The 22924-nt window shown below is 73.0% G+C and carries 24 protein-coding genes and 1 tRNA gene; 12 read left to right on the forward strand and 13 right to left on the reverse strand.

Translation table 11 applies throughout. The features are described 5' to 3' along the window. Positions 1-237: 237 nt before the first annotated feature. Complete coding sequence (gene nhaA / locus HNR68_RS01960) at positions 238-1455, forward strand: Na+/H+ antiporter NhaA (protein WP_343049885.1); 1218 nt, start codon at positions 238-240, stop codon at positions 1453-1455. Positions 1456-1569: 114 nt separating this feature from the next. Then, positions 1570-2067 carry a phage holin family protein gene (locus HNR68_RS01965; RefSeq protein WP_179717036.1) on the forward strand — a complete coding sequence of 166 codons (498 nt, stop codon included), beginning with the start codon at positions 1570-1572 and terminating at the stop codon, positions 2065-2067. Positions 2068-2100: 33 nt separating this feature from the next. Here HNR68_RS01965 and HNR68_RS01970 read toward each other — a convergent pair whose 3' ends face one another. Genes HNR68_RS01970 through nth form a run of 4 tightly spaced genes read right to left on the reverse strand, consistent with a single transcriptional unit; the run spans position 2101 to position 5397 of the window. Next, the gene (locus tag HNR68_RS01970; protein ID WP_179717039.1) at positions 2101-3285 is read right to left on the reverse strand and encodes a MarP family serine protease; all 1185 of its coding nucleotides are present in this window, start codon (positions 3283-3285) and stop codon (positions 2101-2103) included. A 50-nt stretch (positions 3286-3335) separates the two neighbouring features. Then, positions 3336-4037, reverse strand: a complete 702-nt coding sequence (locus tag HNR68_RS01975) for an NUDIX hydrolase (protein ID WP_179717041.1) — start codon at positions 4035-4037, stop codon at positions 3336-3338. Beyond that, a complete protein-coding gene (locus tag HNR68_RS01980) occupies positions 4034-4663 on the reverse strand; it encodes a redoxin family protein (RefSeq protein ID WP_179717043.1) in 630 nt (209 codons plus the stop codon). Before HNR68_RS01980 ends, HNR68_RS01975 begins: the two co-directional genes overlap by 4 nt. Further along, positions 4660-5397: an endonuclease III gene (nth, locus tag HNR68_RS01985; RefSeq protein ID WP_179717045.1), complete on the reverse strand. Its 738-nt coding sequence runs from the start codon at positions 5395-5397 to the stop codon at positions 4660-4662. The genes HNR68_RS01980 and nth overlap by 4 nt, the downstream gene beginning before the upstream one ends. 196 nt (positions 5398-5593) lie before the next feature. Here nth and HNR68_RS01990 point away from each other — a divergent pair, with 196 nt between their 5' ends. The 3 genes from HNR68_RS01990 (at position 5594) to HNR68_RS02000 (ending at position 8444) form a co-directional block, all read left to right on the forward strand. Beyond that, positions 5594-5848 (forward strand): hypothetical protein, encoded by a 255-nt coding sequence (locus HNR68_RS01990; RefSeq protein ID WP_179724537.1) that lies wholly within the window; start codon positions 5594-5596, stop codon positions 5846-5848. 96 nt (positions 5849-5944) lie between these two features. Continuing rightward, the gene (locus tag HNR68_RS01995) at positions 5945-6619 is read left to right on the forward strand and encodes a Crp/Fnr family transcriptional regulator (protein WP_179717047.1); all 675 of its coding nucleotides are present in this window, start codon (positions 5945-5947) and stop codon (positions 6617-6619) included. A 592-nt stretch (positions 6620-7211) separates the two neighbouring features. Next, the gene (locus HNR68_RS02000) at positions 7212-8444 is read left to right on the forward strand and encodes an MFS transporter (RefSeq protein ID WP_179717048.1); all 1233 of its coding nucleotides are present in this window, start codon (positions 7212-7214) and stop codon (positions 8442-8444) included. A 6-nt stretch (positions 8445-8450) separates the two neighbouring features. Here HNR68_RS02000 and HNR68_RS02005 read toward each other — a convergent pair whose 3' ends face one another. Next, positions 8451-9239, reverse strand: coding sequence for an MBL fold metallo-hydrolase (locus HNR68_RS02005; protein ID WP_179717050.1), 789 nt, complete (start codon positions 9237-9239; stop codon positions 8451-8453). Continuing rightward, entirely contained in the window at positions 9236-10066 is an 831-nt protein-coding gene (locus HNR68_RS02010; protein WP_179717052.1) for an NUDIX hydrolase, read from the reverse strand. Before HNR68_RS02010 ends, HNR68_RS02005 begins: the two co-directional genes overlap by 4 nt. A gap of 111 nt (positions 10067-10177) precedes the next feature. Here HNR68_RS02010 and HNR68_RS02015 point away from each other — a divergent pair, with 111 nt between their 5' ends. Next, on the forward strand, positions 10178-11065 hold the full coding sequence (locus tag HNR68_RS02015; RefSeq protein ID WP_425502849.1) for a Gfo/Idh/MocA family protein: 888 nt from the start codon (positions 10178-10180) through the stop codon (positions 11063-11065). An 8-nt stretch (positions 11066-11073) separates the two neighbouring features. Here the strand turns inward: HNR68_RS02015 and HNR68_RS02020 are convergent, their stop codons facing one another. The 4 genes from HNR68_RS02020 to sp36 form a co-directional block, all read right to left on the reverse strand. Next, positions 11074-12165 (reverse strand): hypothetical protein, encoded by a 1092-nt coding sequence (locus HNR68_RS02020; protein WP_343049886.1) that lies wholly within the window; start codon positions 12163-12165, stop codon positions 11074-11076. A 34-nt stretch (positions 12166-12199) separates the two neighbouring features. Next, on the reverse strand, positions 12200-12778 hold the full coding sequence (locus HNR68_RS02025) for a hypothetical protein (RefSeq protein WP_246330369.1): 579 nt from the start codon (positions 12776-12778) through the stop codon (positions 12200-12202). A gap of 392 nt (positions 12779-13170) precedes the next feature. Further along, on the reverse strand, positions 13171-13629 hold the full coding sequence (locus tag HNR68_RS02030; protein WP_179717058.1) for an Atu1372/SO_1960 family protein: 459 nt from the start codon (positions 13627-13629) through the stop codon (positions 13171-13173). Between the two features lies 1 nt (position 13630). Then, complete coding sequence (sp36, locus tag HNR68_RS02035; RefSeq protein ID WP_179717060.1) at positions 13631-13789, reverse strand: Sp36 family protein; 159 nt, start codon at positions 13787-13789, stop codon at positions 13631-13633. A 182-nt stretch (positions 13790-13971) separates the two neighbouring features. Between sp36 and bagA the strand changes: the two genes are divergently transcribed. Both bagA and bagB read left to right on the forward strand, forming a co-directional pair. Further along, complete coding sequence (gene bagA / locus HNR68_RS02040; protein ID WP_179717063.1) at positions 13972-14973, forward strand: ATPase BagA; 1002 nt, start codon at positions 13972-13974, stop codon at positions 14971-14973. Then, positions 14970-16109, forward strand: coding sequence for an ATPase BagB (gene bagB, locus HNR68_RS02045; protein ID WP_179717065.1), 1140 nt, complete (start codon positions 14970-14972; stop codon positions 16107-16109). The genes bagA and bagB overlap by 4 nt, the downstream gene beginning before the upstream one ends. A 57-nt stretch (positions 16110-16166) precedes the next feature. Here the strand turns inward: bagB and HNR68_RS02050 are convergent, their stop codons facing one another. Then, positions 16167-16466 carry a WhiB family transcriptional regulator gene (locus tag HNR68_RS02050; protein WP_179717067.1) on the reverse strand — a complete coding sequence of 100 codons (300 nt, stop codon included), beginning with the start codon at positions 16464-16466 and terminating at the stop codon, positions 16167-16169. A gap of 243 nt (positions 16467-16709) precedes the next feature. Between HNR68_RS02050 and HNR68_RS02055 the strand changes: the two genes are divergently transcribed. Then, complete coding sequence (locus HNR68_RS02055; RefSeq protein ID WP_179717069.1) at positions 16710-19118, forward strand: transglycosylase domain-containing protein; 2409 nt, start codon at positions 16710-16712, stop codon at positions 19116-19118. A 99-nt stretch (positions 19119-19217) separates the two neighbouring features. Continuing rightward, complete coding sequence (locus tag HNR68_RS02060; protein WP_343049887.1) at positions 19218-20003, forward strand: siderophore-interacting protein; 786 nt, start codon at positions 19218-19220, stop codon at positions 20001-20003. A 12-nt stretch (positions 20004-20015) separates the two neighbouring features. Here the strand turns inward: HNR68_RS02060 and HNR68_RS02065 are convergent, their stop codons facing one another. Further along, positions 20016-20486: a GatB/YqeY domain-containing protein gene (locus tag HNR68_RS02065; RefSeq protein ID WP_179717071.1), complete on the reverse strand. Its 471-nt coding sequence runs from the start codon at positions 20484-20486 to the stop codon at positions 20016-20018. An 80-nt stretch (positions 20487-20566) separates the two neighbouring features. Here HNR68_RS02065 and HNR68_RS02070 point away from each other — a divergent pair, with 80 nt between their 5' ends. Next, complete coding sequence (locus HNR68_RS02070) at positions 20567-21529, forward strand: metallophosphoesterase (protein WP_179717073.1); 963 nt, start codon at positions 20567-20569, stop codon at positions 21527-21529. Positions 21530-21581: 52 nt separating this feature from the next. Beyond that, positions 21582-21655: transfer RNA gene (locus tag HNR68_RS02075), tRNA-Pro, on the forward strand. A gap of 808 nt (positions 21656-22463) precedes the next feature. On the opposite strand, the gene HNR68_RS02080 is transcribed toward HNR68_RS02075, so the two are convergent. After that, positions 22464-22685 (reverse strand): hypothetical protein, encoded by a 222-nt coding sequence (locus tag HNR68_RS02080; RefSeq protein WP_179717075.1) that lies wholly within the window; start codon positions 22683-22685, stop codon positions 22464-22466. Positions 22686-22924: the final 239 nt, after the last annotated feature.

Consider the following 22924-nt stretch of genomic DNA (forward strand, 5'->3'; position numbering starts at 1 on the left):
GCACCGTGTCCGCACAGGGGCGTCCTCCCGCGCGGGGGGCGCCCCTGCCGCTGTCAAGGCGAACGTGAAAAACCCAGCACGGATCGGCGCGAACAGCCTCCCTGACCTGCGACGACGCTCCGCGCGGGCGGTTCGCGCACGATGGCGGTGCGCCGATCGGGTGTTAGGGTCATCGCCAGGTGTGCCGGGAAGTCTGGTCGGCGATGCAAGTCCGTGCTGTCCGCGATCGGAGCCCACGTGTCCTCAGCCGACCACCACGACTCGCCCGCCAAGCCGTTCGACTTCGGCGCCTACCTGCGCACCGAGACCGTCGGCGGACTGGTGCTGCTGGCCGCCACCGCGCTCGCGCTGCTGCTGGCCAACTCCCCGCTGTCGGAGTTCTACCGGGCGGTCCGCGACTTCGAGCTGGGGCCGGAAGCGCTGCACCTGCACCTGAGCGTCGGCGAGTGGGCCAAGGACGGCCTGCTGGCGATCTTCTTCTTCGTCGCCGGGCTGGAGCTCAAGCGCGAGCTCGTCCTCGGTGAGCTGTCCGACCGCAAGCGCGCGGTGCTGCCCGTGATCGCCGCGCTCGGCGGCATGGTGGTCCCCGCCGTGCTCGCCTTCGCCATCGGCCACGGCACGCCCGGCGCGCACGCGGCCTGGGCCATCCCCATGGCCACCGACATCGCCTTCGCGCTGGGCGTGCTGGCGGTGACCGGGTCCTGGATGCCCACCGCCGCCCGGATCTTCCTGCTCAGCCTCGCCGTGGTCGACGACCTGGGCGCGATCGTGGTGATCGCGGTGGTGTTCACCGGTGGCCTGGACGTGCTCGCACTGCTCGCCGCCGTCCTGCTGTGCGCGGCGTACTGGTACCTGCAGCACAAGCGGGTCACCAGCCCGCTGCTGTACCTGCCGCTGGCGGTGGCGCTGTGGGTCGCGGTGCACACCAGCGGCATCCACGCCACCATCGCCGGGGTGGCGCTCGGCCTGCTCACCCGCGTCCACCGCGACCCCAACGAGGAGGCCTCGCCCTCGGAGCGCCTGGAGCACCGCCTGCAGCCCTGGTCGGCCGGGCTGGTCGTACCGGTGTTCGCGTTCTTCGCGGCCGGGGTGCCGGTGGACGGCGAGGCGCTGGCGGCCATCGGCGGGGACCGGATCGCGATCGGAGTCATCGTCGGTCTCGTGGCCGGCAAGCTGATCGGCATCTTCGGCAGCTCGTTCCTCGCGGTGAAGCTGGGGGTCGGGGCGAAGCCGACCGCGGTGCGCTGGAGCGACATGGCGTCGCTGGCGGTGCTCGGCGGCGTCGGGTTCACGGTGAGCCTGCTCATCGCCGACCTGTCGCTGGACGGGGCCGCGGCCGAGCGGGCCAAGGCCGCGGTGCTGATCGCCTCCGCGATCGCCTCGCTGGTCGCCTCCGCGACCCTGTACTGGCAGGGCCGCAAGAACCGGAACGCCACCGCGGACGCCGACTCCTGACCGAGACCCCGCCGCCGTGCGCTGGGCCACCCGCCCGGGCGAGGCGCCTCGCGAAGTCACTCACGGGTAACGCATCGCGAGTCGGCGGGTGGGCCCCTGATCGCGCGTGGCACGATGGGGCACGTGAACAGCGCCCAGAAGAGCACCAACGGCAGCCGTGACGGTGCGGGGTGGACCGCGGTCACGTCCATCCCGCTGTCCGAAGAGGGCACTGCTCCGGACGGGCAGTCCATCGGTTCCTTGGTCCGCGACGCCACGACGCACCTGTCCACTCTGGTCAGGTCCGAGGTGGAACTGGCCAAGACCGAGCTCGCCGGCGAGGTGAAGAAGGCTGTCAAGGGCAGCGTCTACTTCGTCCTCGCGCTGACCGTGCTCGCCTTCAGCATGTTCTTCCTGTTCTTCACGCTGGCCGAGGGCCTGGCCCAGCTCGGCCTGTGGCGGTGGGCCTCGTTCGGCATCGTGTTCCTGCTGATGCTGGTGGTCGCCGGTCTGTTCGCTCTCCTCGGCTACCGCCGGGTGCGCAAGATCCGCGCCCCGAAGCGGACCATCGACTCCCTCAAGGAGACCTCCCAGCTCACCAAGCGCCACAAGGACGAGACCGCCTCGGCGTGAGGTGACGCGCCCCCACCGGGGCGCAGGCCCCGGTCAGCTGGTGCAGCTGCCGGTGGAGACCGGGGTCGTCAGGCGGGGCGCCGCCGCCACCTCGTCGGCCACCTCGGCCGCGGTCAGCGCGAAGCCCGTCTCCGGGTCGTCGACCGCCGCGCCGAACACCACGCCGACCACCTTGCCGCTGGGGTCGATGAGCGGCCCCCCGGAGTTGCCGCTCTGCACCTTGCCGCGCACCGTGTACACGTCGCGGACCACGGTCTGCGCCTCGTAGATGTCCGGCCCGCGCAGCCGGATCCGCTCCCGGACGCGTCCCTCCGAGGCCGTGTAGGGCCCGTCCAGCGGGTAGCCCAGGGCGATCACGTCGCTGCCCGGCCCCACCTCGCCGTCCACGAACGTCATCGCGTCGGCGTCCAGGTCCGGCACCGCCAGGATCGCGATGTCCGTGTCCGGCTCGTACAGCACCACGTCGGCGTCGAACTGGCCGCGCCCGATCTCGATCGCCACCCGCTCGGTGCCCGCGACGACGTGCGCGTTGGTCATCACCCGGTGTGGCGCGACCACGAACCCGGTGCCCTCCAGGGCCCGCGCGCAGGAGGTCGCGCGGCCGCGGACCTTGACCACGCTCGTCCGGGCTTCGCGCACCGCCGGGCTGCCCGCCAGCGACGGGTCCGGGGGCGCGATCTCGGCGACCGGCGTCTGCGAGAACGGCTCCAGGGCCTGCGGGAAGCCGGAGACGCCGAGCATCTCGCGCAGGTCGTTCGGCAGCTGCCGCGCCGAGTCGGGCATCACCGAGTTCACCGTGCTGAGCACCTGCGACCGGCTGATCGCAGCCGCCAGCCCGGGCAGCGCGGACGCCGAGGTGAACGGCAACGCCACCAGCCACGCCACCACCAGCACCGCCGCGAACTGCAGCACCGAGCCGAGCGCGTTGTCGACGCCGGTCAGCCGGCGGGAGGTGATGCGGTCCCGCAGCTCGCGCCCGGCCCACATGCCGAAGGTCTCGCCGAAGGCGACCAGCAGCACCACGATCCCGACCCCGAAGCCGAGCCGGGCGACCGGGCTGTCCAGCCGGTCCAGCACCAGCGGCGCCACCTTGAGGCCGACCACGGCCCCGACGAACACGCCGAGGAACGAGAAGAACGCGGTGACCAGGCCGCTCCGCGCGCCCGACACTGCGGCGAGCAGTGCCAACAGCACCACCAGCAGGTCGACCCAGTTCACCCGCTCACCCTTCCACCCCGGCGATCAGACCGCACCACGGTCTCAGATGGTCAACTCCGCCCGAAACCGATGTCCTCGGCTTCCTCCGCAGCCCGCCACGCCTCGTCCAGTTCCCGCACGTCAGCGCGGTTCCAGCGGCGTGACCACCCAGCCAGGTCGAGCAGGCCGGACAGCAGCCCGGCGGTGAAGCCCCACACCAGCATCCCGGGCACCAGGAAGGCCGGGCCGGCGTGCCGCCCGGTCAGCTGCACCCGCAGCCGGTTGGCCGGGTCGGTCAGCCAGGAGATCGGCACCCGGGCCACCGCGGCGGTCTCCCCGGGGTCGACCGGTGCCACCGGCGAGGGCTCGACCCAGTGCGCGAGCACCGGGGTCACCCGGAAGCCGGAGTGCGGGACGTGCAGCTCGGGCAGGGTCACCAGCGGACGGACGCCCTCCGGCCGCAGCCCCACCTCCTCGACGGCCTCGCGGAGCGCGGCGTCGACCGGTCCACGATCGACATCGTCGAGGGAGCCGCCGGGGAAGGCAACCTGGCCCGGGTGCGAGTTCAGCCCGTCCGCGCGGCGCAGGAGCAGCACGTCCGGGCCGCTCTCGCCCTCGCCGAAGAGGACGAGCACGGCGGCGGGCCGGGCGTCGGCCGGCGGGTCGGCCCGCGGCCAGCCGAAGTGTCCCGGGTCGAGCTCGGCGGCGCGCTCGACCAGCGGCCGCAGCCATCCGGGCAGGTCAGCGGGGTCGACGAGCAGCTTCGAGCTCATGGCGCCCCCAAGGTGCGCTCGACGGCGGCCCGGACCTCGTCCGGCGTCTCGAACGCGACCGGCGGGTCGACGCGACGGAGCTCACCGGACCCGGTCACCACGTAGCTGATGGGGAGCACCGCGGGAGCGCCCAGCGCGGCGCGGACGCGGTTGTCGCCGTCGTGCACGGTGGGGAAGTGAACGCCGAGTTCGGTGAGCAGGTCAAGGCCGTCGGCGGGATCGCTGTCCACCTGCAACCCGATCACCCGGATCGCGCCCGGCTGCTGGGCGTAGGCCTGCAGCGCCGGCAGCTCGGTGCGGCACGGCCCGCACCAGGTGGCCCACACGTTGACCAGCGTCGGCCGGCCGGCCACGGCCGCGCCCACGTCGACCGGCCTGCCGTCGGCCTGGCAGGTGCCGGTGACCCCGGCGAGCTGTGGCACGGTCCCGGGCCCCACCGGGCAGGGTTCGAGCGCCGCGGCGGCCCGCACGGCCGGGTCCACGGGCGCGGCCGCGGGCTGCGGCTCCGGCGCGGGCGCGGTCCGCTGCTCGGCGTCGCGCGGCCAGAGCGCGACCACGCCCAGCACCGCGAGCACGAGGACGACGAGGGTCCAGCGGATCTCGGTCCGGTAGGCGCGCAGGTTCACGCCAGCGGCTCCTTGGCCGCGGCCTGCTCGACGGTGCGCTCCGGGACCTCCTCGACCACCCCGGCCAGCTCCAGCAGCCGCGGCGCCTCCGGGCCGCGGACCAGCTTCGCCGCGGCGGCGGGTTCGGTCGGGCCCAGCCCGTACGACGGGCAGTCCTTGGCCAGCAGGCAGGCACCGCAGGCGGGCTTGCGGGAGTGGCACACGCGGCGACCGTGGAAGATCACCCGGTGCGAGAGCATGGTCCACTCCTTGCGCGGGATGAGCTCGCCGACCGCGCGTTCGACCTTGACCGGGTCCTGCTCCTCGGTCCAGCCCCAGCGGCGGACCAGGCGCCCGAAGTGGGTGTCCACCGTGATGCCCGGCACACCGAAGGCGTTGCCCAAGATCACGTTGGCCGTCTTGCGGCCGATGCCGGGCAGCTCGACCAGCTCCTCGAGCGTCCGCGGCACCTCACCGCCGTGCTTGTCCACGAGCGCCGCGCCCAGGCCCATCAGCGACGCCGCCTTGTTCCGGTAGAAGCCGGTGGAGCGGATCATCTCCTCCAGCTCGGTGCGGTCGGCGCCCGCGTAGTCGGCGGCCGTCGGGTACTTCGCGAACAGCGCCGGGGTGACCTCGTTGACCCGCTTGTCGGTGCACTGCGCGGACAGGATGGTCGCGACGGCGAGCTCGAGCGGGGTGCCGAAGTCCAGCTCGCAGTGCGCGTCCGGGTAGGCTTCGGTCAGGGCTCGCACCATCCGGCGAGCTCGCCTCACCAGGCCGAGCCGGGTTTCACCACCCGCGCGAGGCCTGGGCTTCTTGGTTCGAGCCAGATCCGACACCCCACCAGACTACGGATCGGGCTGACGCGGACGGTGCCCGTACCGGCTCGCCACCGTCAACCGGACCCCGGTTGCACCCTGCTCGACGGCATGCGTGAGGATGGGAATCATGGTGGCTGCCTGGTTCGTCATCGTCGTGCCGCTGGTGATCATGTTCTTCACGCTCTTCATGGAGCGCGTGGAGGCCCGCCTGCGGCACGTGGCGGTGCAGGAGAACGAGGTGGAAGAGCTGCTGGAGAACGCTCGCCCCGACGAGGTGCGGGCGCTGTTCCGGCAAGGTATTGGACGAGCGCTGGAGTTGTTCCAGCTTCGCAGGGTGGGACGCGCCGGTAGGCTGCGTACTCGCCGTTCGCGTGACCAGATTTAGAATTGCTGGTAGTGATCGGCGGCACACCGCCAGACGCGCGCACGCCGCGGGTCCGGCACCACAGCAAGCCGCCGCGTCTCAACATGGAGGGACGAGGTGGACGAGACCCTGGCCCGGGCCGGCATCTTCCAAGGAGTGGAGCCGGCCGCGGCGGAGGCCCTGGCACAGTCGTTGGAACCCGTGGAGTTCCCGCGCGGTCACGTGATCTTCGCCGAGGGCGAGCCGGGTGACCGGCTCTACATCATCCAGTCCGGCAAGGTGAAGCTCGGACGCAAGTCCCCAGACGGCAGGGAGAACCTGCTGGCGATCATGGGGCCGTCGGACATGTTCGGCGAGCTGTCCATCTTCGACCCCGGGCCGCGGACGTCGACGGCGACCACGGTCACCGAGGTCCGCGCGTTGAGCATGGACCGCTCGGCGCTGCGGCAGTGGATCAGCACCCGACCGGAGATCGCCGAGCAGCTGCTCCGCGTGGTGGCCCGTCGCTTGCGGCGCACCAACGGCATGCTGGCGGACTTGATCTTCACCGACGTTCCGGGCCGCGTCGCCAAGGCGCTGCTGCAGCTCGCGCAGCGCTTCGGCAGCCAGGAGGCGGGCCTGCTGCGGGTCACCCACGACCTGACGCAGGAGGAGATCGCGCAGTACGTCGGCGCGTCGCGGGAGACCGTGAACAAGGCGCTGGCGGACTTCGCGCACCGCGGCTGGCTGCGGCTCGAGGGCAAGAGCGTGCTCATCCTCGACCCGGAGCGGCTCGCTCGACGCGCCCGCTGAACAGCGCTGCTACGCGCGTGAACTGACGCGCGTCGGCCGACGGGTCCGGGAACGGTTCCCGGGTTCGTCAGTCGACGCGCGTTCTTTCGCGTCTGGGCGGCGGCGCTCCTCGCCACCGCTCGCGCCTGGTGGACGTGGGTCACCTGGGGCTGGCGGGGCGAGGTGGACGCGCGTCGGCCGGGTCATCGCTCCGGTGACGACAGCGGCCGACTGCCACAGATGTGTGGAGAGGCTGGGCGCCGCCCCCGACGCGGCGCGCCAGCCCCTCCACAGTGTGCGTGGTTGATCCCCCGACGACCAACCACGCTCCCCCGATCCTCCGGTGCGTCGGCCCCGAATCCTCAACACCGGAGGAATGCCTCTTCTCGACGATGCTGCACGACGGGCGTCGCCAGCAAGACCCTCTCACCTACCAGGACGCAGCCCCCCAGGGCTGGGTTGCAGAGTTCACCCGTACCGGGTAACTCGCCCTCCAGTGTGCCTCGGGGAACGGGGCTGTGGGCAAGGCCGAAAGTCCCCATTCTTCGCTGGTGAGCGGGATTACCCACCGGGTGTTTGGTACTGGAGTACCACTATCGGGATACTGGATCGCGTGTCGTCCTCCGCGTCGCTCTCCGACTACCGAACGGCCCTGACCGCGCCCGGCGCCCGAGGACCGGTCATCACCTCGCTGCTCGGCCGCCTGCCGATCGCCATGATCGGTCTCGCCCTCATGCTCTACGTGCAGCGCGAGACCGGGTCGTTCGCGGCCGCCGGGCTGGTCTCGGCGGGTGCGCTGGTCGGCGTCGCGTGCGGTTCGGTCGTGCAGGGCCGGGTCATGGACCGGGTCGGGCCGACGAAGCCGCTGCTGGTCATGTCCGCGGTGTTCGCGGCGCTGGTGGCCGCCGGGGTCGTGGTCATCGAGCTGCACGCCCCGGTGGCGCTGATGACCGCGCTCGCGGTCCTGGTGGGCGCCAGCCAGCCGATGGTGGGGCCGGCCTCCCGGGCCCTGTGGGCGCAGCTGCTGCCGCCCGGCCCGGCGCGGGACGCCGCGTACTCGTACGAGGCCATCAGCATGGAGACCTTCTTCATCCTCGGTCCGGGCCTGGCCGGCCTGCTGGTGGCCATGCCGTGGCCGGGCACCGGGCTCGTGGCCGGCGCGGCGTGCATGGTGCTCGGCAGCGTCGGTTTCGCCTCGACCCGCGCCGCCCGCGCCCAGCGGCCGGAACCGGCGCGCGGCGGCGGCAGCCTGCTCGGCGCGCTCGCCAGCCCGGGCATGCGCACGGTGGCGCTGGCCGCGCTGGGCTTCGGCGCCCTGATCGGCTTCATCGAGGTCGGCGTGCCCGCCGCCGCGGTCGGCGCCGGCCACCCCACCGCCGGTGGCCTGCTGCTGAGCGTGCTGTCGGTGAGCTCGGTGGTCGTGGGCATCGCCTACGGCGTGCGCCCCTGGCCGCGCCCGATGCACCTGCGCCTGCCCGCGCTGCTGTTCGGGTTCGCCGCGCTGATCACCCTGCTGGCCCTGCCGGGCACGCTGTGGGGCCTGTGCCTCGCGCTGCTGGTGGTGGGCAGCCTGATCACCCCGCAGTCCACGGCGCACTCGATGGCCATCGAGATCGCCGCCCCCGAGGGCACCGCGACGGAGGCGTTCGGCTGGGTGGTCACCTCGGTGACGCTCGGCGCGGCCCTCGGCCAGTCGGTCAGCGGCCAGCTGGTCGAGCTCAGCGGCCCGCCGGCGTCCTTCCTCACCGCGAGCGCGGTGGGCGTCGTCCTCGCCGCCGTCCTCTGGCTGCGCCGCAGCACCCTCCTCCCCCGCACCCGCGAGGACCTCTCCCTCGCCGGCAGGTGACGCGCGTCAGGCGGTCTCGCGGAGGTAGGTGAGCTGGGCCTGGACCGTGAGGTCGGCGGCGGGCCAGACCGAGCGGTCCACGTCGGCGTAGACCACCTCCACCACCTGGCGCGGGGTGGCGTCGGGGCCGAGGTCGGCCAGGGCCGCGCGGACCTGGTCGAGGCGCTGGTGGCGGTGCTGGAGGTAGTGCTCGGCGACCGTGCGGGCGTCCGGGAGGTCGGGGCCGTGGCCGGGGAGCACCCGCAGGCCCTCGGGGAGGTCGGCCAGGCGGCGCAGCGACTCCAGGTAGGAGCCCAGGTGGCCGTCCGGGTGGGCGACCACCGTCGTCCCGCGGCCCAGGACGCTGTCGCCGGTGAACACCGCCGGCTCGTCGCCGTCGACGACGAAGCAGACCGAGTCCGCGGTGTGGCCGGGCGTGGCCAGCACCCGCAGCTCGACGCCGCCCGCCTCGACGACCTCACCGTCCCGGAGCGGTTCCCCGTCCCGGCACAGGGCCGGGTCCAGCGCGCGCACCGGGGCGCCGGTGAGCTCCACGAACCGCGCGACGCCGTCGGTGTGGTCGGGGTGGTGGTGGGTCAGCAGCACCAGCGACACCGGGCCGTGGTCGGCCACCCGCCGCAGGTGGTCGGCGTCCTCCGGGCCCGGGTCGATCACCACGCGGCCCGCCGCGCCGGGCTCACCCACCACCCAGGTGTTGGTGCCCTCCAGGGTCATCGGCGACGGGTTGTGCGCCAGCAGCACCGACGCGTACCGGGTCACCGGGCGCAGCGTCCCGTGGGCGGGGTGCTCGGTCATCTCGCCTCCTCGAAACCGGGTTCTCCGGGGAGCAGCACGTGCCAGCGCTCGCCGCGCCGCACCAGCTTCGGGATGATCTTCTGCAGCGTCCGCTCGGCCGCGACCGCGCTCGCCGCGCTGTCGTGCTCGGCGAGCTCCTCCAGCGTCACGCGGGTCGGCGGGAGCAGGTGGGTGCGGCCCTCCGCGAAGTCCTCCAGCGCCCGCTGCGGCGTCGACCAGTACGCGTGGGACGCCTCGGACGTGCTGCCGTCGGCCTGCTGACCGGTGGGCATCGCGGCGAGGAAGAAGCGCGTGTCGTAGCGGCGCGGCTCCTGCTCCGGGGTCACCCAGTGCGCCCACGGGCGCAGCAGGTCCGCGCGCAGCACCAGGTCCGCACCGGCCAGGAACTCCGCCAGCGACAGGTCGCGGGCGACGAGCCCCGCGCGGGCCTCCGTGTAGCGGCTGGTGTCGCCGACGACGGTCGTCGGGTCCGGTCCGGCGAGCAGCACACCGGACTCCTCGAAGGTCTCGCGCACGGCCGCGCACACCAGCGCCCGCGCCACCTCCGGGGAACAGCCGAACCGCTCGGCCCACCACTCCGGCCCGGGCCCGTGCCAGGCCACCGAGTGGTCCGCGTCGCGCGGGTCGACCCCGCCGCCCGGGAAGACGGTCATGCCCCCGGCGAAGGCCATCCCCTTCACCCGGCGTTGCAGGAACACCTCGGGGCCCGCGGAACCGTCCCGGACGAGCACCACGGTCGCCGCGTCCTTGGGGACGACCGGGCCGCCCTCGGGCGTCCTGGGCTCGAACCCCGCCGGCAGGGAACGCCCTCCAGGGTTGACCACCATGCCGGACACCCTATGCCGGAAAGCCGCGATGTCCACCAGATCGTGTTGTGCAGCTCGCGCCGCACCCCCCGACTGCCGTAGCGGGCCCGGGTCATCGGCACCATGGGCGGCATGGACGGAGCACTGCGGGTCGGCCTGGTCGGAGCGGGGCCGTGGGCGCACCGGGTGCACGCCCCCGGGCTGCGGGAGCACCCGGGCACCCGGTTGGCGGCGGTGTGGGCGCGGCGGCCCGAGGCGGCCGAGGCCCTCGCCGCGGAGCACGGCGCGGACGCCGCGGGCAGCGTCGACGAGCTGCTCGACGCCGTCGACGCGGTGGCGTTCGCGGTGCCGCCGTCAGTGCAGGCCGAGCTGGCTCCGCGCGCGGCCCGCGCGGGCAAGCACCTGGTCCTGGAGAAGCCGCTGGCGGCCGACCCGGCGGGCGCCGAGGGGATCGTCCAGGCGGTGAGCGAGTCTGGGGTCGCGGCGCTGGTGGTGCTCACCCGGCGCTTCGCGCCGGAGGTGCGGCACTGGCTGGCCGAGCTGCGGGAGCTCGGCGGCTGGCAGGGCGGCACCGGGCGCTGGCTGGCCGGTGGGCTGCTGGCGGGCGACTACGCGGCCTCGCCGTGGCGGCAGGAGGACGACGGCGCGCTCGTCGACGCGGGCCCGCACGCGATCGACCTGCTCGACGCCGCGCTCGGCGAGATCGAGCAGGTGCTCTTCGCGCGCCGCGACGCCCACGGGCTGTGGCAGCTGGTGTTCGGCCACCGGGGCGGCGCGACCAGCACGCTCACCCTCTCGCTGCGGGTGCCGGTGCAGCCGTCGCTGGTGGACTTCGCGGTGTACGGCGAGCACGGCTGCGCGCCGCTGGGCAGCCGCCGCACCGCGGCGCGCGAGTGCTACGCGAACCTGCTCGACGACCTGCTGGCGATGGTGCGCGACGGGCGGACCGGCCACCCGTGCGACGTGCGCCGGGGCCTGCACCTGCAGCGGGTGCTCGCCGACGTGCTCAAGGCCCGCTGAGCGCGGGGTCAGGAGCGCTGCTGCTGCGGGGCGTAGGCCTGGTTGGTGGCCGGGGTCGCGCCGATCGGCGGGAAGCCGCCCGTGCCGCCCGGCATGGTCGAGGTCCAGCTCTCCTCGCCGCCCTTCGCCCCGTTCTGGCGGCGCGGCGGGCCGGACCGGTCCTGCTCGCGCTGGGCCAGCTCCTCGTGCAGCTTCCGCAGCAGGTTGCGCTCCCGGTCGGTCAGCTTCGCGTCGACCGCCGCGGGCACGCGCATGCCCGCGCCCTCGGTGGTGGTGGCCTCGGCGCGCGGGGCGAGCGCGGGTTCGGCCGCCGGGGCCTCCTCGCGCTGCGGCTCCGCGCCGTGCCGCCGCTCCTCCTCCTCGACGCGCGGCTCCGCGGCGGGCGCCGGCGGCGCGGCGGCGGTTTGCGGTTCGCGCTGCTCCGCCGCGGGGCTCGGGGCGGGACGCTGCTCGGCGGCCGCGCGCGGCTCCTCCTCGGGCCGCTCCCGCTCCTGCTCGGCCTGGTCCAGGTGCACGCGGTGGGCCGCGGCGAGGGCGTCACGGTGGTACTCGGGCAGCTCGGCGCCGCTGTCGAAGACCTCCACCGAGCAGTGCAGGCCCGCACGGCGCAGGGCCTCGATGAGCTGGTAGGCGATCGCCGAGGTGGAGCCGTCGGCGCCGACCTCGGCGAGCAGGACGCGGTGCGGCACCGCGCCGTAGCTCGCGCCCGCCGGGGTGGCCCGGGCCGCGCACCACAGGCCGCGCAGGCCGTGGAGCCGGCCGGTGATCGGGGCCAGCGCCTCGACCAGGTCGGTGTCGAGCTGCTCGGGCTCGCCGAAGCGGTGCTCCTCGACGGGCACCGCGTCCACCACCTGCAGCCGGTCGGCGAGGGCCTGCGCGGAGCGGGTCTCGTCGAGCACCCGGCGCAGGTGGTACTGCTCGGTCGAGTTCACCGGGATGCGACCGGCGATCAGGCAGCCGGTGAGGTACTCCGCCGCGGCGGCCGGGAGCCCCTCGCCCAGCAGTTCGCGGGCCGCGTTGATCCCGTCGTCGTCCACCCGCCCGGCCATGGCCAGCAGGAGGTTGTGCAGCCGGTCCTCCGGTCCGGCTCCCTCAGCCACGTGCACCACGTTGCCTCCTTCGGATGTCGGCCGTTCAGCCACGACGACCGGCGAGTTCTTCGGCCCCCGCGCACACCAGCACCGATTCGTCGAGCGCAGCGCGGTGGTAGTCGGTCGGTTCCAGCTCGGGCGGCAGCACTTCCACGCAGGGTTCGAGCTCACCGAGCGCGCGCAGCACGCGCTGGACCTCCCCGGTGAGGCCGATGACGTCGGCGGAGGCGGTCACCAGCACCACCAGCTTCGACCCGGAACCCCCGGTGCTCCGCCAGCTGTGCCGGACCTCGCGGACGCCCGGGCGGCCGCGCAGCGTGGCGCCGAGCACGAGCAGCGCGGAGTCGGCGACGCCGTCGCGGACGCCTTCCGCGCTGAACGAGTGCCGCGGGACCGCGGCGGGGTCGGCGGGCAGGACCGAGCCGACCACCGCGGGGTCGGCGCCCAGCGGGGACAGGGCTTCGGACAGCAGCCGGTGCTCGGCGTCGTCGAGGCCGATCCGCTCGCGCACGAGGATCCCCGGGAGCACCTGCGCGACCACCTCCGCCGCGTCCCCGGCGAGCCAGTCGCGGAAGCGCCACAGGTGCCGGTCGGGCAACCGGTCGGCGAGTCGCAGCAGCAACTCGTGACACCGCAGCTCGTTCTCACGCACCGCCAACGTGGGCCCCTCCCAGCCTCGTCCCGTCGATGCGGGTGTCGTCTGCCGCCCCCGGCTCCAGTTACACCCGTCCAGGTGAACCTTGGTCGCACTGGCTCGATCAATCAAGCCCCCGCACGACCGTTTCGCAACACACTGGAATTGATTGCCCCCCAATTGGGCTAACCGGTTCCGACTAGCTCAATCATGGGGGTGATCGCAGCGTACTGGTCATCCCGGTGCGTTCGCGTCCCAGCTGCCGAAAAGAAGGCACAGATCACGCGACGTGGTCCGACGGAAACGCGGCGTCACCCGGGAACGGGCGACGCCGCGTCGTTCTTGGGAACACCGCCGGGGTCCGATCCCGGCGACTCGCCCTATTCGACCTCGACGACCAATTCGACCTCGACCGGCACGCCCAGCGGCAGCTCGGCCACGCCCACCGCCGACCGCGCGTGCTTGCCGGCCTCGCCGAAGATCTCGCCGAGCACCTCCGAGGCACCGTTGACCACCGCGGGCTGGCCGGTGAAGCCCTCGGCCGAGGCCACGAACCCGACGACCTTGACGACGCGGACCACCGAGTCGATCCCGACCAGGGCGTCCACCGCCGCCAGCGCGTTCAGCGCGCAGATCCGGGCGTACTGCTTGGCCTCCTCGCCGCTGATCTCGGCGCCGACCTTGCCGGTGGCGGCGACCTCTCCGGCCACCATCGGCACCTGACCCGCGGTGAAGACCAACGAACCGCTGCGCACCGCGGGCACGTAGTCCGCGACGGGCGTCACCACCTCCGGCAGCGGGATGCCCAGCTCCGCCAGGCGGTCCGTCCAGCGCCCCACGTCAGGCCTCCTTCGGACGCTTCATGTAAGCGACCATCTGCTCACCGGTCGGACCGGGCAGCACGGCCACCAGCTCCCAGCCGTCCTCGCCCCACTGGTCGAGGATCTGCTTGGTCGCGTGGCTCAACAGCGGCACGGTCGCGTACTCCCACTTCTGCATGCGGGCAGCTTAAGACGTGTCCCCACGTCCGCGTGCGGGCGACTCACGCCGCCCACCCACTCCCGCACGCGGGCAGCTCAAGCCGTGTCCCCACGCCCGCGCGCGGGCGACCGGCGCCCCCCCGACCTGCTTCAGGGTGCGACCCGGAGACACCGCGCCGCCCCGCGACCTAGGCTGATCGTGTGACCGACTGGAACGGGGAACTGAACCAGGCCCGATTGCACGTGGTCAGCGGCAAGGGCGGTACGGGGAAGACCACCGTGGCCGCCGCGCTCGCGCTCGCCCTCGCGACCGGCGGTCACAAGGTGCTGCTGATCGAGGTCGAGGGGCGCCAGGGCATCGCGCAGCTCTTCGACACCGCACCGCTGCCCTACTCCGAGGAGTGGATCGCCGCGGCGCCCGGCGGCGGCGAGCTCCGCGCGCTGGCCATCGACGCCGAGGCGGCGCTCATGGAGTACCTGTCGATGTTCTACAACCTCGGCTTCGCCGGGCGCACGCTGCGCAAGATGGGCGCCATCGAGTTCGCCACCACCCTCGCGCCGGGCCTGCGCGACGTGCTGTTCACCGGCAAGATCAAGGAGTGCGTCGGCCGCACCGACGAGCGCGGCCGCTACGTCTACGACGCGGTGGTGGTCGACGCCCCGCCGACCGGGCGCGTGGTCAAGTTCCTCGACGTCACCCGGGCCATGGCCGACCTGGCCAAGGTCGGCCCCATCCGCGAGCACAGCGAAGGCGTGGTGCGGCTGCTGCACTCCAGCGACACCGTGGTGCACCTGGTGACGCTGCTGGAGGAGCTGCCGGTGCGGGAGACGCTGGAAGCGGTCGCCGAGCTCGACGCCGCCGACCTGCGCCCGGGCTGCGTGATCTGCAACCGGGTGCGCCCCGCCCGCCTGCCCGCCGACGTCGTCGCGGCCGCCGCCGAGGGCCGCGTCGACGCCGAGGAGGTGCGCACCGGGCTGCACGCCGCGGGGCTGCCCCTGGACGACGACGAGCTGGACGGGCTGGTGCACGAGACCATCGAGCACGCGGTCCAGGTCCGCGCCGAGGAGAACGCCCGCCGCCGGCTCGCCGAGACCGACCTGCCCACCGTCGGGCTGCCCGAACTGACCGCGGGGATCGACGTCGCCGAGCTCTACGAGCTGGCCGAGGTCCTCACCGAACACGGCATCCGGAGCCCCCGATGAGCGAACCGCACCGCCCCGCCCAGGTCGACGTCGACGCCCTGCTGGACGACCCGGGCACCCGCGTCATCGTCTGCTGCGGGTCCGGGGGCGTGGGCAAGACGACGACCGCCGCGGCGCTGGCCGTGCGCGCCGCCGAGCGCGGCCGCAAGACCGCCGTGCTCACCATCGACCCGGCGCGGCGGCTCGCCCAGGCGCTCGGCCTGCGCGAGCTCGGCAACCAACCGAAGCAGGTGGTGGTGGAGGGCTTCGAACCGGCCGGCGACCTCAACGCGATGATGCTGGACATGCGCCGCACCTTCGACGACATGGTGCTCGCGCACGCCGGCCGGGAACGCGCCGAGCAGATCCTGAACAACCCCTTCTACCAGACGATCTCCACATCCTTCTCCGGCACGCAGGAGTACATGGCGATGGAGAAGCTGGGGCAGCTGTCCGCCTCCGGGCAGTGGGACCTCATCGTGGTGGACACCCCGCCGAGCCGGTCGGCGCTGGACTTCCTGGACGCCCCGCAGCGGCTGTCCACCGTGCTGGACGGGCGGCTGATCAAGATGCTGTCCAGCCCGGCGCGGGCCGGCGGCAAGGGCCTGCGCAAGATCGTGGGCGCCGGGTTCGGCATCTTCGCCAAGGCCGTCTCGACGATCATCGGCGGCCAGCTGCTGGCCGACGCGGCCCGGTTCGTGCAGGCCTTCGACTCGACCTTCGGCGGGTTCCGGGAGCGCGCCGAGCACACCTACCAGCTGCTGCGCTCCCCCGGCACGGCGTTCTTGGTGGTCGCCGCGCCCGAGCCGGACGCGCTGCGGGAGGCCACCTACTTCGTGGAGCGGCTGGCCGGCGAGCGGATGCCGCTGGCCGGTCTGGTGGCCAACCGGACCCACCCGGTGTTCACCGGGCTGGCCGGGGCGCGCGCCACCGCGGTGGCCGAGGAGATCGAGGCCACGGGCGAGGCGCCGATGGCCGCCGCCGCGCTGCGGGTGCACGCCGACCGCGTCGCGGTGGCCGAGCGGGAGAAGCGGTTGCTGGCCCGGTTCACCCGCGCGCACCCGGAAGTGGCGATGGTCGGTGTTCCCGCGCTGCCGACCGACGTGCACGACCTGGCGGGCCTGCAGGAGATCGGTCGGCGACTGGCAGGTGAATGACAGGGAAAGGGCCGGGCGATCCGCGGTGGCGAATTGCCCGGCCCCAACCCGAATGGACTAGCTCACCTGGTACTCGTCGAAATCGACGTATTCGCGCCGGGCCGCTTCCAGCAATTCCCGCCAGCTGCGGACATCGGGACGACGGCGCAGCAACGCACGCCGCTCCCGCTCCGTCATTCCGCCCCACACGCCGAATTCGATCTTGTTGTCGAGCGCCTCGGAGAGGCACTCGGTGCGCACCGGGCAGCCGAAGCAGATCATTCGCGCCTTGCGCTGCTCGGCTCCCCGGACGAACAATTGGTCCGGGTTCTGGTCACGGCAAGCCGCGTTGACCCGCCAGTCCCCCTGCTCGAACATAGAGTTCCCCCAGCTCCTCACTGGATCGTCGGCGACCTGTTTCGTCCGGAGCCCCCCGGCACCGGATGCCGCGGCAGTGGATCGGCCGCAGCAGTGCTGTCGCTGGACGTAGACGGACTGTAGAGGCAGTCGGTTCCACAACCAAACAAGGGTTGTCGCTCCGTTATCTTTCGAACTCATCACATCGGGCGGATCTCGCCCGTGACAGACCGTCACGAAGCCGTTCCGACTTAGGCTGGCGAAGTGCGTGCTCGGGACGGCTTCTTGAAGCTCTTCGGCCTGTGTGTGCTGGCTGGCGTCCTGGTCGCCGGTCTGCTGTTCCCGGTGGTGGGGTCACTCGGCGTGGTCTCCAACCGCGCCAGCGACGCGGTGAACAGCATCTCGGCCGACCTGATGACCAAGGAACCTCCCCTTGTGACGACCGTCACAGACAAGGACGGCCGGCCGATCGCGTACCTGTTCGAGCAGAACCGCACCCCGGCCGCCCCGGACCAGATCGCCGACACCATGAAGGCCGCCATCGTGGCCATCGAGGACCGGCGCTTCTTCGACCACCAGGGCGTCGACTGGGCGGGCACCGTGCGGGCCGCGGTCACCAACCAGGTCTCCGGCTCGATCGCCCAGGGCGGCTCCACCCTCACCCAGCAGTACGTGAAGAACTACCTGGTGCACGTCGTCGCCGCCGGGGACCCGGTCAAGCAGCACAAGGCCATCGAGCAGACCCCGGCGCGCAAGCTCCGCGAGATCCGCATCGCCCTCCAGCTGGAGAAGCAGCTCAGCAAGGAGGAGATCCTCACCCGCTACCTCAACGTGGTGCCCTACGGCAACCAGGCCTACGGCATCGCGGCCGCCGCGCGCACCTACTTCGACACCACCCCGGACCAGCTGACCATCGCGCAGGCCGCGCTGCTGGCGGGCATGGTGAACAGCCCCAGCGCGCTGGACCCGGAGGACAGCCCCGAGGAGGCGCTGAAGCGCCGCAACCTGGTGATCCAGGCGATGGAGGACCAGCACCGGATCACCCCGGAAGCCGCGGAGGAGGCGCGCAACTCGCCGCTCGGCCTCAAGCTCCCCCTGCGGGGCATCCCCAACGGCTGCGTCGGCGCCGGGCCGTCCGACGGGTTCTTCTGCAAGTACGTCGTCGACTACCTGGAGCGAGCCGGGTTCACCGAGGAGCAGCTCCGCACCGGCGGCTACACGATCCGCACCACGCTGGACAAGCACGCCACGGACGCCGCGAAGGCCGCCGCCGAGAAGGGCGTGCCGAAGACCACCAAGGGCATCGCCAACGTGATGAGCGTGGTGGAACCCGGCAAGGAGAAGCACCGGGTGCGGGCGCTGGTGGCCAACCGGGACTTCGGCCTGGACGCCGCGAAGGGCCAGACCGCCTACGCGCTGCCCAGCGGGGTGGTCAAGTTCGGCGCCGGGTCGGTCTACAAGGTGTTCACCGCGGCCGCCGCGCTGGAGAAGGGGATGGGCATCTACAACACCATCCAGTCCCCGGCCAGCTACACCTCGTCGGTCTACAAGAACGGCACCCGGCCCTACACCGTGGGCAACGCCGAAGGCGTCGCAGCGGGGCCGCGGACCCTGCAGATGGCCCTGGCGACCTCGCCGAACACCGCGTTCGTCGCGCTGCAGGAGCGCGTCGGGCTGGACCAGACGGTGGACATGGCGGTGCGGCTCGGCATGCGGCAGACCCTGCTGAACCACACCGCGTCCGGCGACCCGCTGGCCCCCGGCGGCGCCAACGGCCGCTCGCAGGCCGACGAGGTCAAGCAGCGCAACATCGGCGCGTTCACCCTCGGGTACGCGCCGACCAGCCCGCTGGAGCTGAGCAACGTCGCCGCCACGATCATGAGCGGCGGCACGTGGTGCCCGCCCACGCCGATCGAGCAGGTCCTGGACCGCAACGGCAACCCGGTGTCGATCACCGAGGACCCGTGCGAGCAGGCCGTCGACGAGGGCCTGGCGAACGCGCTGGCGGTCGGCATGAGCAGGGACGACCAGCCCGGCGGCACCGCCGCCGCGGCCGCGGCCGGGGCCGGCTGGACCCGACCGCTGGCGGCCAAGACCGGGACCACCGAGGCGCACCAGTCCGCCGGGTTCATCGGCGCCACCCCGCAGTACGCCGGGGCGGTGCTGACCTTCAGCGACGGCCCCTCGCCGCAGGGCATCTGCGACAGCGACCCGCCGCGGCTGTGCGGGGTCAACGGCGGCAACATCTACGGCGGCAAGGTCCCCGCGCGGACCTTCTTCGACGCGATGGGGCCCATCCACGAGGGCCTGCCGGTCCTGCCGCTGCCGCCCACCACCGATCGGTACGAGAACGGCGGCGACGAGTTCCAGGTGCCCAACGTGGTCGGCATGACCTCGAAGCGGGCCACCGAGACGCTGGAGAAGGCGGGGTACCAGGTCCAGGAGCGCTCGGTGAACAGCCAGCGCAAGCGGGGCTTGGTGGTCAGCCAGACACCGCGCGGCTTCGCCCTGCCGGGCGAGACGGTGACGATCTCGGTGAGCACCGGCTACGTGCCGCCGCCCTCACCGGAGCGGCCGCCGCCCCCGCCGCCACCGAAGCCGGGGCCGCCGCCCGACCGCCCGGTGGAACGGCCGGACGTGCCGGGCCTGCCGCCGGACGTCTTCCCACCGTGACCGACCAGTGCGGGCGCTCCGCCGAGCGGGGCGCCCGCACTGCTGTCCCGGGCGGTGCCGGGGACGGGCGCGCGACCGGGGGTTCTTAGACTCGGTTGCGTGACGAAGACGCAGGTGAGCACCCGACGTGCGCGATCCCGGTACCGGCAGCTGGAGGTGCGCGCGGCAGAACGGATCACGCCGCGCATGGTGCGGATCACCCTCGGCGGCGAGGAGCTCGCCGACTTCGTCAGCAACGGCAGCGACCAGCGGATCAAGCTGTGCCTGCCGCAGCCCGGCCAGCCGGTGCCGCTCGGCCGGACCCGCGCCGAGGTGTTCGCGCTGCCCCGCGAGCAGCAGCCCCGGCAGCGCACCTACACCGTCCGCTGGTTCGACGCCGAACGGCGGGAGCTGGCCATCGACTTCGTGGTGCACGACCACGACGGCCCGGGCAGCACCTGGGCGGCGCAGGCGGCACCGGGCGACCAGATCGTGACGGTGGGCCCGAGCCCCGCCTACCAGCCGCAGCCCGACGCCGACCCGCTGGTGCTGGTCGGCGACGAGACCGCGCTGCCCGCCATGTCGGCGATCGTCGAGGAGCTGCCCGCCGAGGCGGTGGTGCGGGTGTTCGCCGAGGTCGCCGACGCCGCGGAGGAGCAGCCGATCAGCTCGGCCGCCCAGGTGGACTGGCAGTGGCTGCACCGCGACGGCGTCCCCGCCGAGCAGAGCAGGCTGCTCGTCGACGCGGTGCGCTCCGCGGACCTCGGCCCGAACCCGCACGTGTGGATCGGCGCGGAGGCCGACGTGGTGCACGAGCTCCGCGAGCACTGCCAGCGCGAGCTCGGGCTGGAGCGCCGCCGCCTCTACGCGCTCGCCTACTGGCGGCACAACAGCGCCGGCGACTGACGGCCGGGGAGCTCAGCCGGCGAGCTCGGCCTTGACCAGCGCGGCGACCTTGCCGCCCTCCGCGCGGCCCGCGACCTTGGCGTTGGCCGTCTTCATGACCTGGCCCATCTGCTTCATGCCGGGGCGCTCGCCGAGCTCCGCCTCGACCTCGCCGACGGCCTCCTTGACCAGCTGCGCCAGTTCGTCGTCGCCCAGCGGCTTCGGCAGGTAGCGGCGCAGCACCTCCGCCTCGGCCTCCTCAGCCTGGGCCTGCTCCTCGCGCCCGGCCCCGCGGAACGCCTCGGCAGCCTCGTCGCGCTTCTTGGCCTCCTTGCTCAACACGCGCTGCACCTCGTCGTCGGTGAGTTCGCGCGCCTGCTTGCCGGCCACCTCCTCCTTGCCGATCGCGGCCAGCGCCATGCGCAGCACGCCGGTGACGACGGTGTCGCGGTCCTTCATCGCGGCGGAGAGGTCCGCCCGCAGCTTGTCCTTGAGCTCGGCCATGCCAGTGATTGTCCCCGGCGGCCGCTGGGGCGGGGCACGCGGTCCGTCGCGGGGAGCGTGGTCGACGTAGGGTTGGTGGGGTGAACAAGTTCGGGCGAATTTTGCTCAGCGCGGGCGCTCTGGGCGCCGCGACGGTCACCTACTCGGCCGCGATCGAACGGCGGCACTGGACGCTGCGCCAGGTCTCGTTGCCGGTGCTCGACGCGGGCGCCGCCCCGCTGCGGGTGCTGCACGTCTCCGACCTGCACATGACGCCGAACCAGCGGTCCAAGCAGCGATGGGTGTCCGAGCTGGTCGACCTGGACCCGGACCTGGTGGTCAACACCGGCGACAACCTCGCGCACCCGCAGGCGGTGCCGGCGGCGCTGCGCGCGATGGGGCCGCTGCTGGACCGGCCGGGCGTGTTCGTCTTCGGCAGCAACGACTACTACGGACCGACCGCGAAGAACCCGGCCCGCTACCTCCTGCCGTCGTCGAAGACCAAGCGCATCCACGGCGACCCGCTGCCGTGGCGGGACCTGCGCGCCGCCCTCACCGAGCGCGGCTGGCTGGACGCGACGCACCGCCGCCACCTGCTCGAGGTCGCCGGGGTGCGCATCCACGTCGCCGGGGTGGACGACCCGCACCTGCACCTGGACCGCTACGACCAGATCGCCGGCCCGCTGCCGGAGGACGTGCAGCTGCGCCTCGGCGTGACGCACTCCCCGGAGCCGCGGGTGCTGGACAGCTTCGCCGAGGACGGCTACGACCTGGTGCTGGCGGGGCACACGCACGGCGGCCAGCTGCGGCTGCCGGGCTACGGCGCCCTGGTGACCAACTGCGAGCTGGACCGGGGCCGGGCGCGCGGCGCCTCCACCTGGGGTGAGCGGATGCACCTGCACGTCTCGGCCGGGCTGGGCACCTCGCCGTACGCCCCGGTGCGGTTCGCCTGCCCGCCGGAGGCGACCTTGCTGACACTGCTGCCCCGCTCCGAGGACGAGGCCCTGACCAGCGAGAACGCCGAAAGGGAGACCCCGTTCGGAAGCGGCGGAGGCGTCCGGTAGAGTATTCGCCAGCGGACGGGGCGAGAACCCGAGAGGTCCCGCCGCTGGAGATCGGGGTGTGGCGCAGCTTGGGAGCGCGCTTCGTTCGGGTCGAAGAGGTCGTGGGTTCAAATCCCGCCACCCCGACAGGCGAGAGGGCCTGGTCAGGACTTCACACGAGGTTCTGACCAGGCCCTTTCTTCATGCCCTGGACTGCGGCTTGGGAGAGATCCGGGAGAAGATCGTGCACCCGCCCTCTCACCGGCCGCGTCCGCGGGCCTGCAGCAGCCGACGTCTACCGGGCGAGCTGGGCGACACGGTGGCCAGTCGGGCATCCAGGGCCGCTTCCCAGCAGCGGTCAAGTCGCGCATGAGGCGGGCACGCATCTCTCTCGAGGTTGACCTCGATTGACTCCTGGAGCCTCTGCAGTGCGCCGGCTGTGGCTGGCTCTGCCTGTGGCTGGGGGTCGTGAGTGCGTGAACCGGCTGGAGCCGGTCCTGGCACTCACGACCGTTGTGCGGCCTGGTTGAGGAGGTCGACCACTTCGGTGCCTGGGACCGGGTGGGTTCCGCGTAGCGCTCGGCGGCACTTCGGAGGTCCGTGTTGGTCGACGCGGAAAGCTCGCGGACGACGAGCACGCCGAGCGGCGCGTCCCGCGCCCGAGCCACCTCGAAGGAGACCGGAACACCGCCCGCGGCAGTCCCAGCACCACCGGGGCTTCGTCGCGCAGGTACGGCAGCTGCTCAGCCAGCCGCCGCCCCTCCCTACGACCACCGAACGGCATGCCCCCACTCCCAGCTCCCCGTCTGGAACCCGGGCACCGCAGCCGCAGCCGCGGAAGACCGACGCGAGCACCCCGATACGACACCCCTCAAGCACACACCGCTCGCACCCCGAAACCGCAGGTCACCGGCCTATCACGTGGATGTGAGATCAGAACGAGCCGTGCGGGCGATCACCAACCGGATCCGCTCGCGACGATCTTTGAAACCGCAGGCCAGCACACCTGGAAATCTTGTGCACCGTCACCGGCCATCAGCGCCGGTCCCCATTGAGGCCCGTGCAGCACGAGCGTCGCCACGCCCTCGTCGGTGCCGCTGCCACCGGCCTTCGGCGCCGGTCCCCATTGAGGCGTTCGCAGCGCCTGCTCATGCTCCGCGGACAAGTCGACTGTCACCGGCCATCAGCGCCGGTCCCCATTGAGGCTCGGACAGGTGCGCTACCACGGGACCCCCTGGAGGTTGCGGCTGTCACCGGCCATCAGCGCGGTCCCCATTGAGGCTGTAGTCGTTGGGGGCGAGCCAAGCTTCCTGCTCCTGCCCCTGTCACCGGCCATCAGCGCCGGTCTCCATTGCGGCTCGCCCAACGGTTGTCGAAGCCGATGGACGTTGCCTTCGACTCTCGCCGACCACCAGC

It is taken from the genome of Saccharopolyspora hordei, from assembly GCF_013410345.1.
Classification (GTDB): Bacteria; Actinomycetota; Actinomycetes; order Mycobacteriales; family Pseudonocardiaceae; genus Saccharopolyspora; species Saccharopolyspora hordei.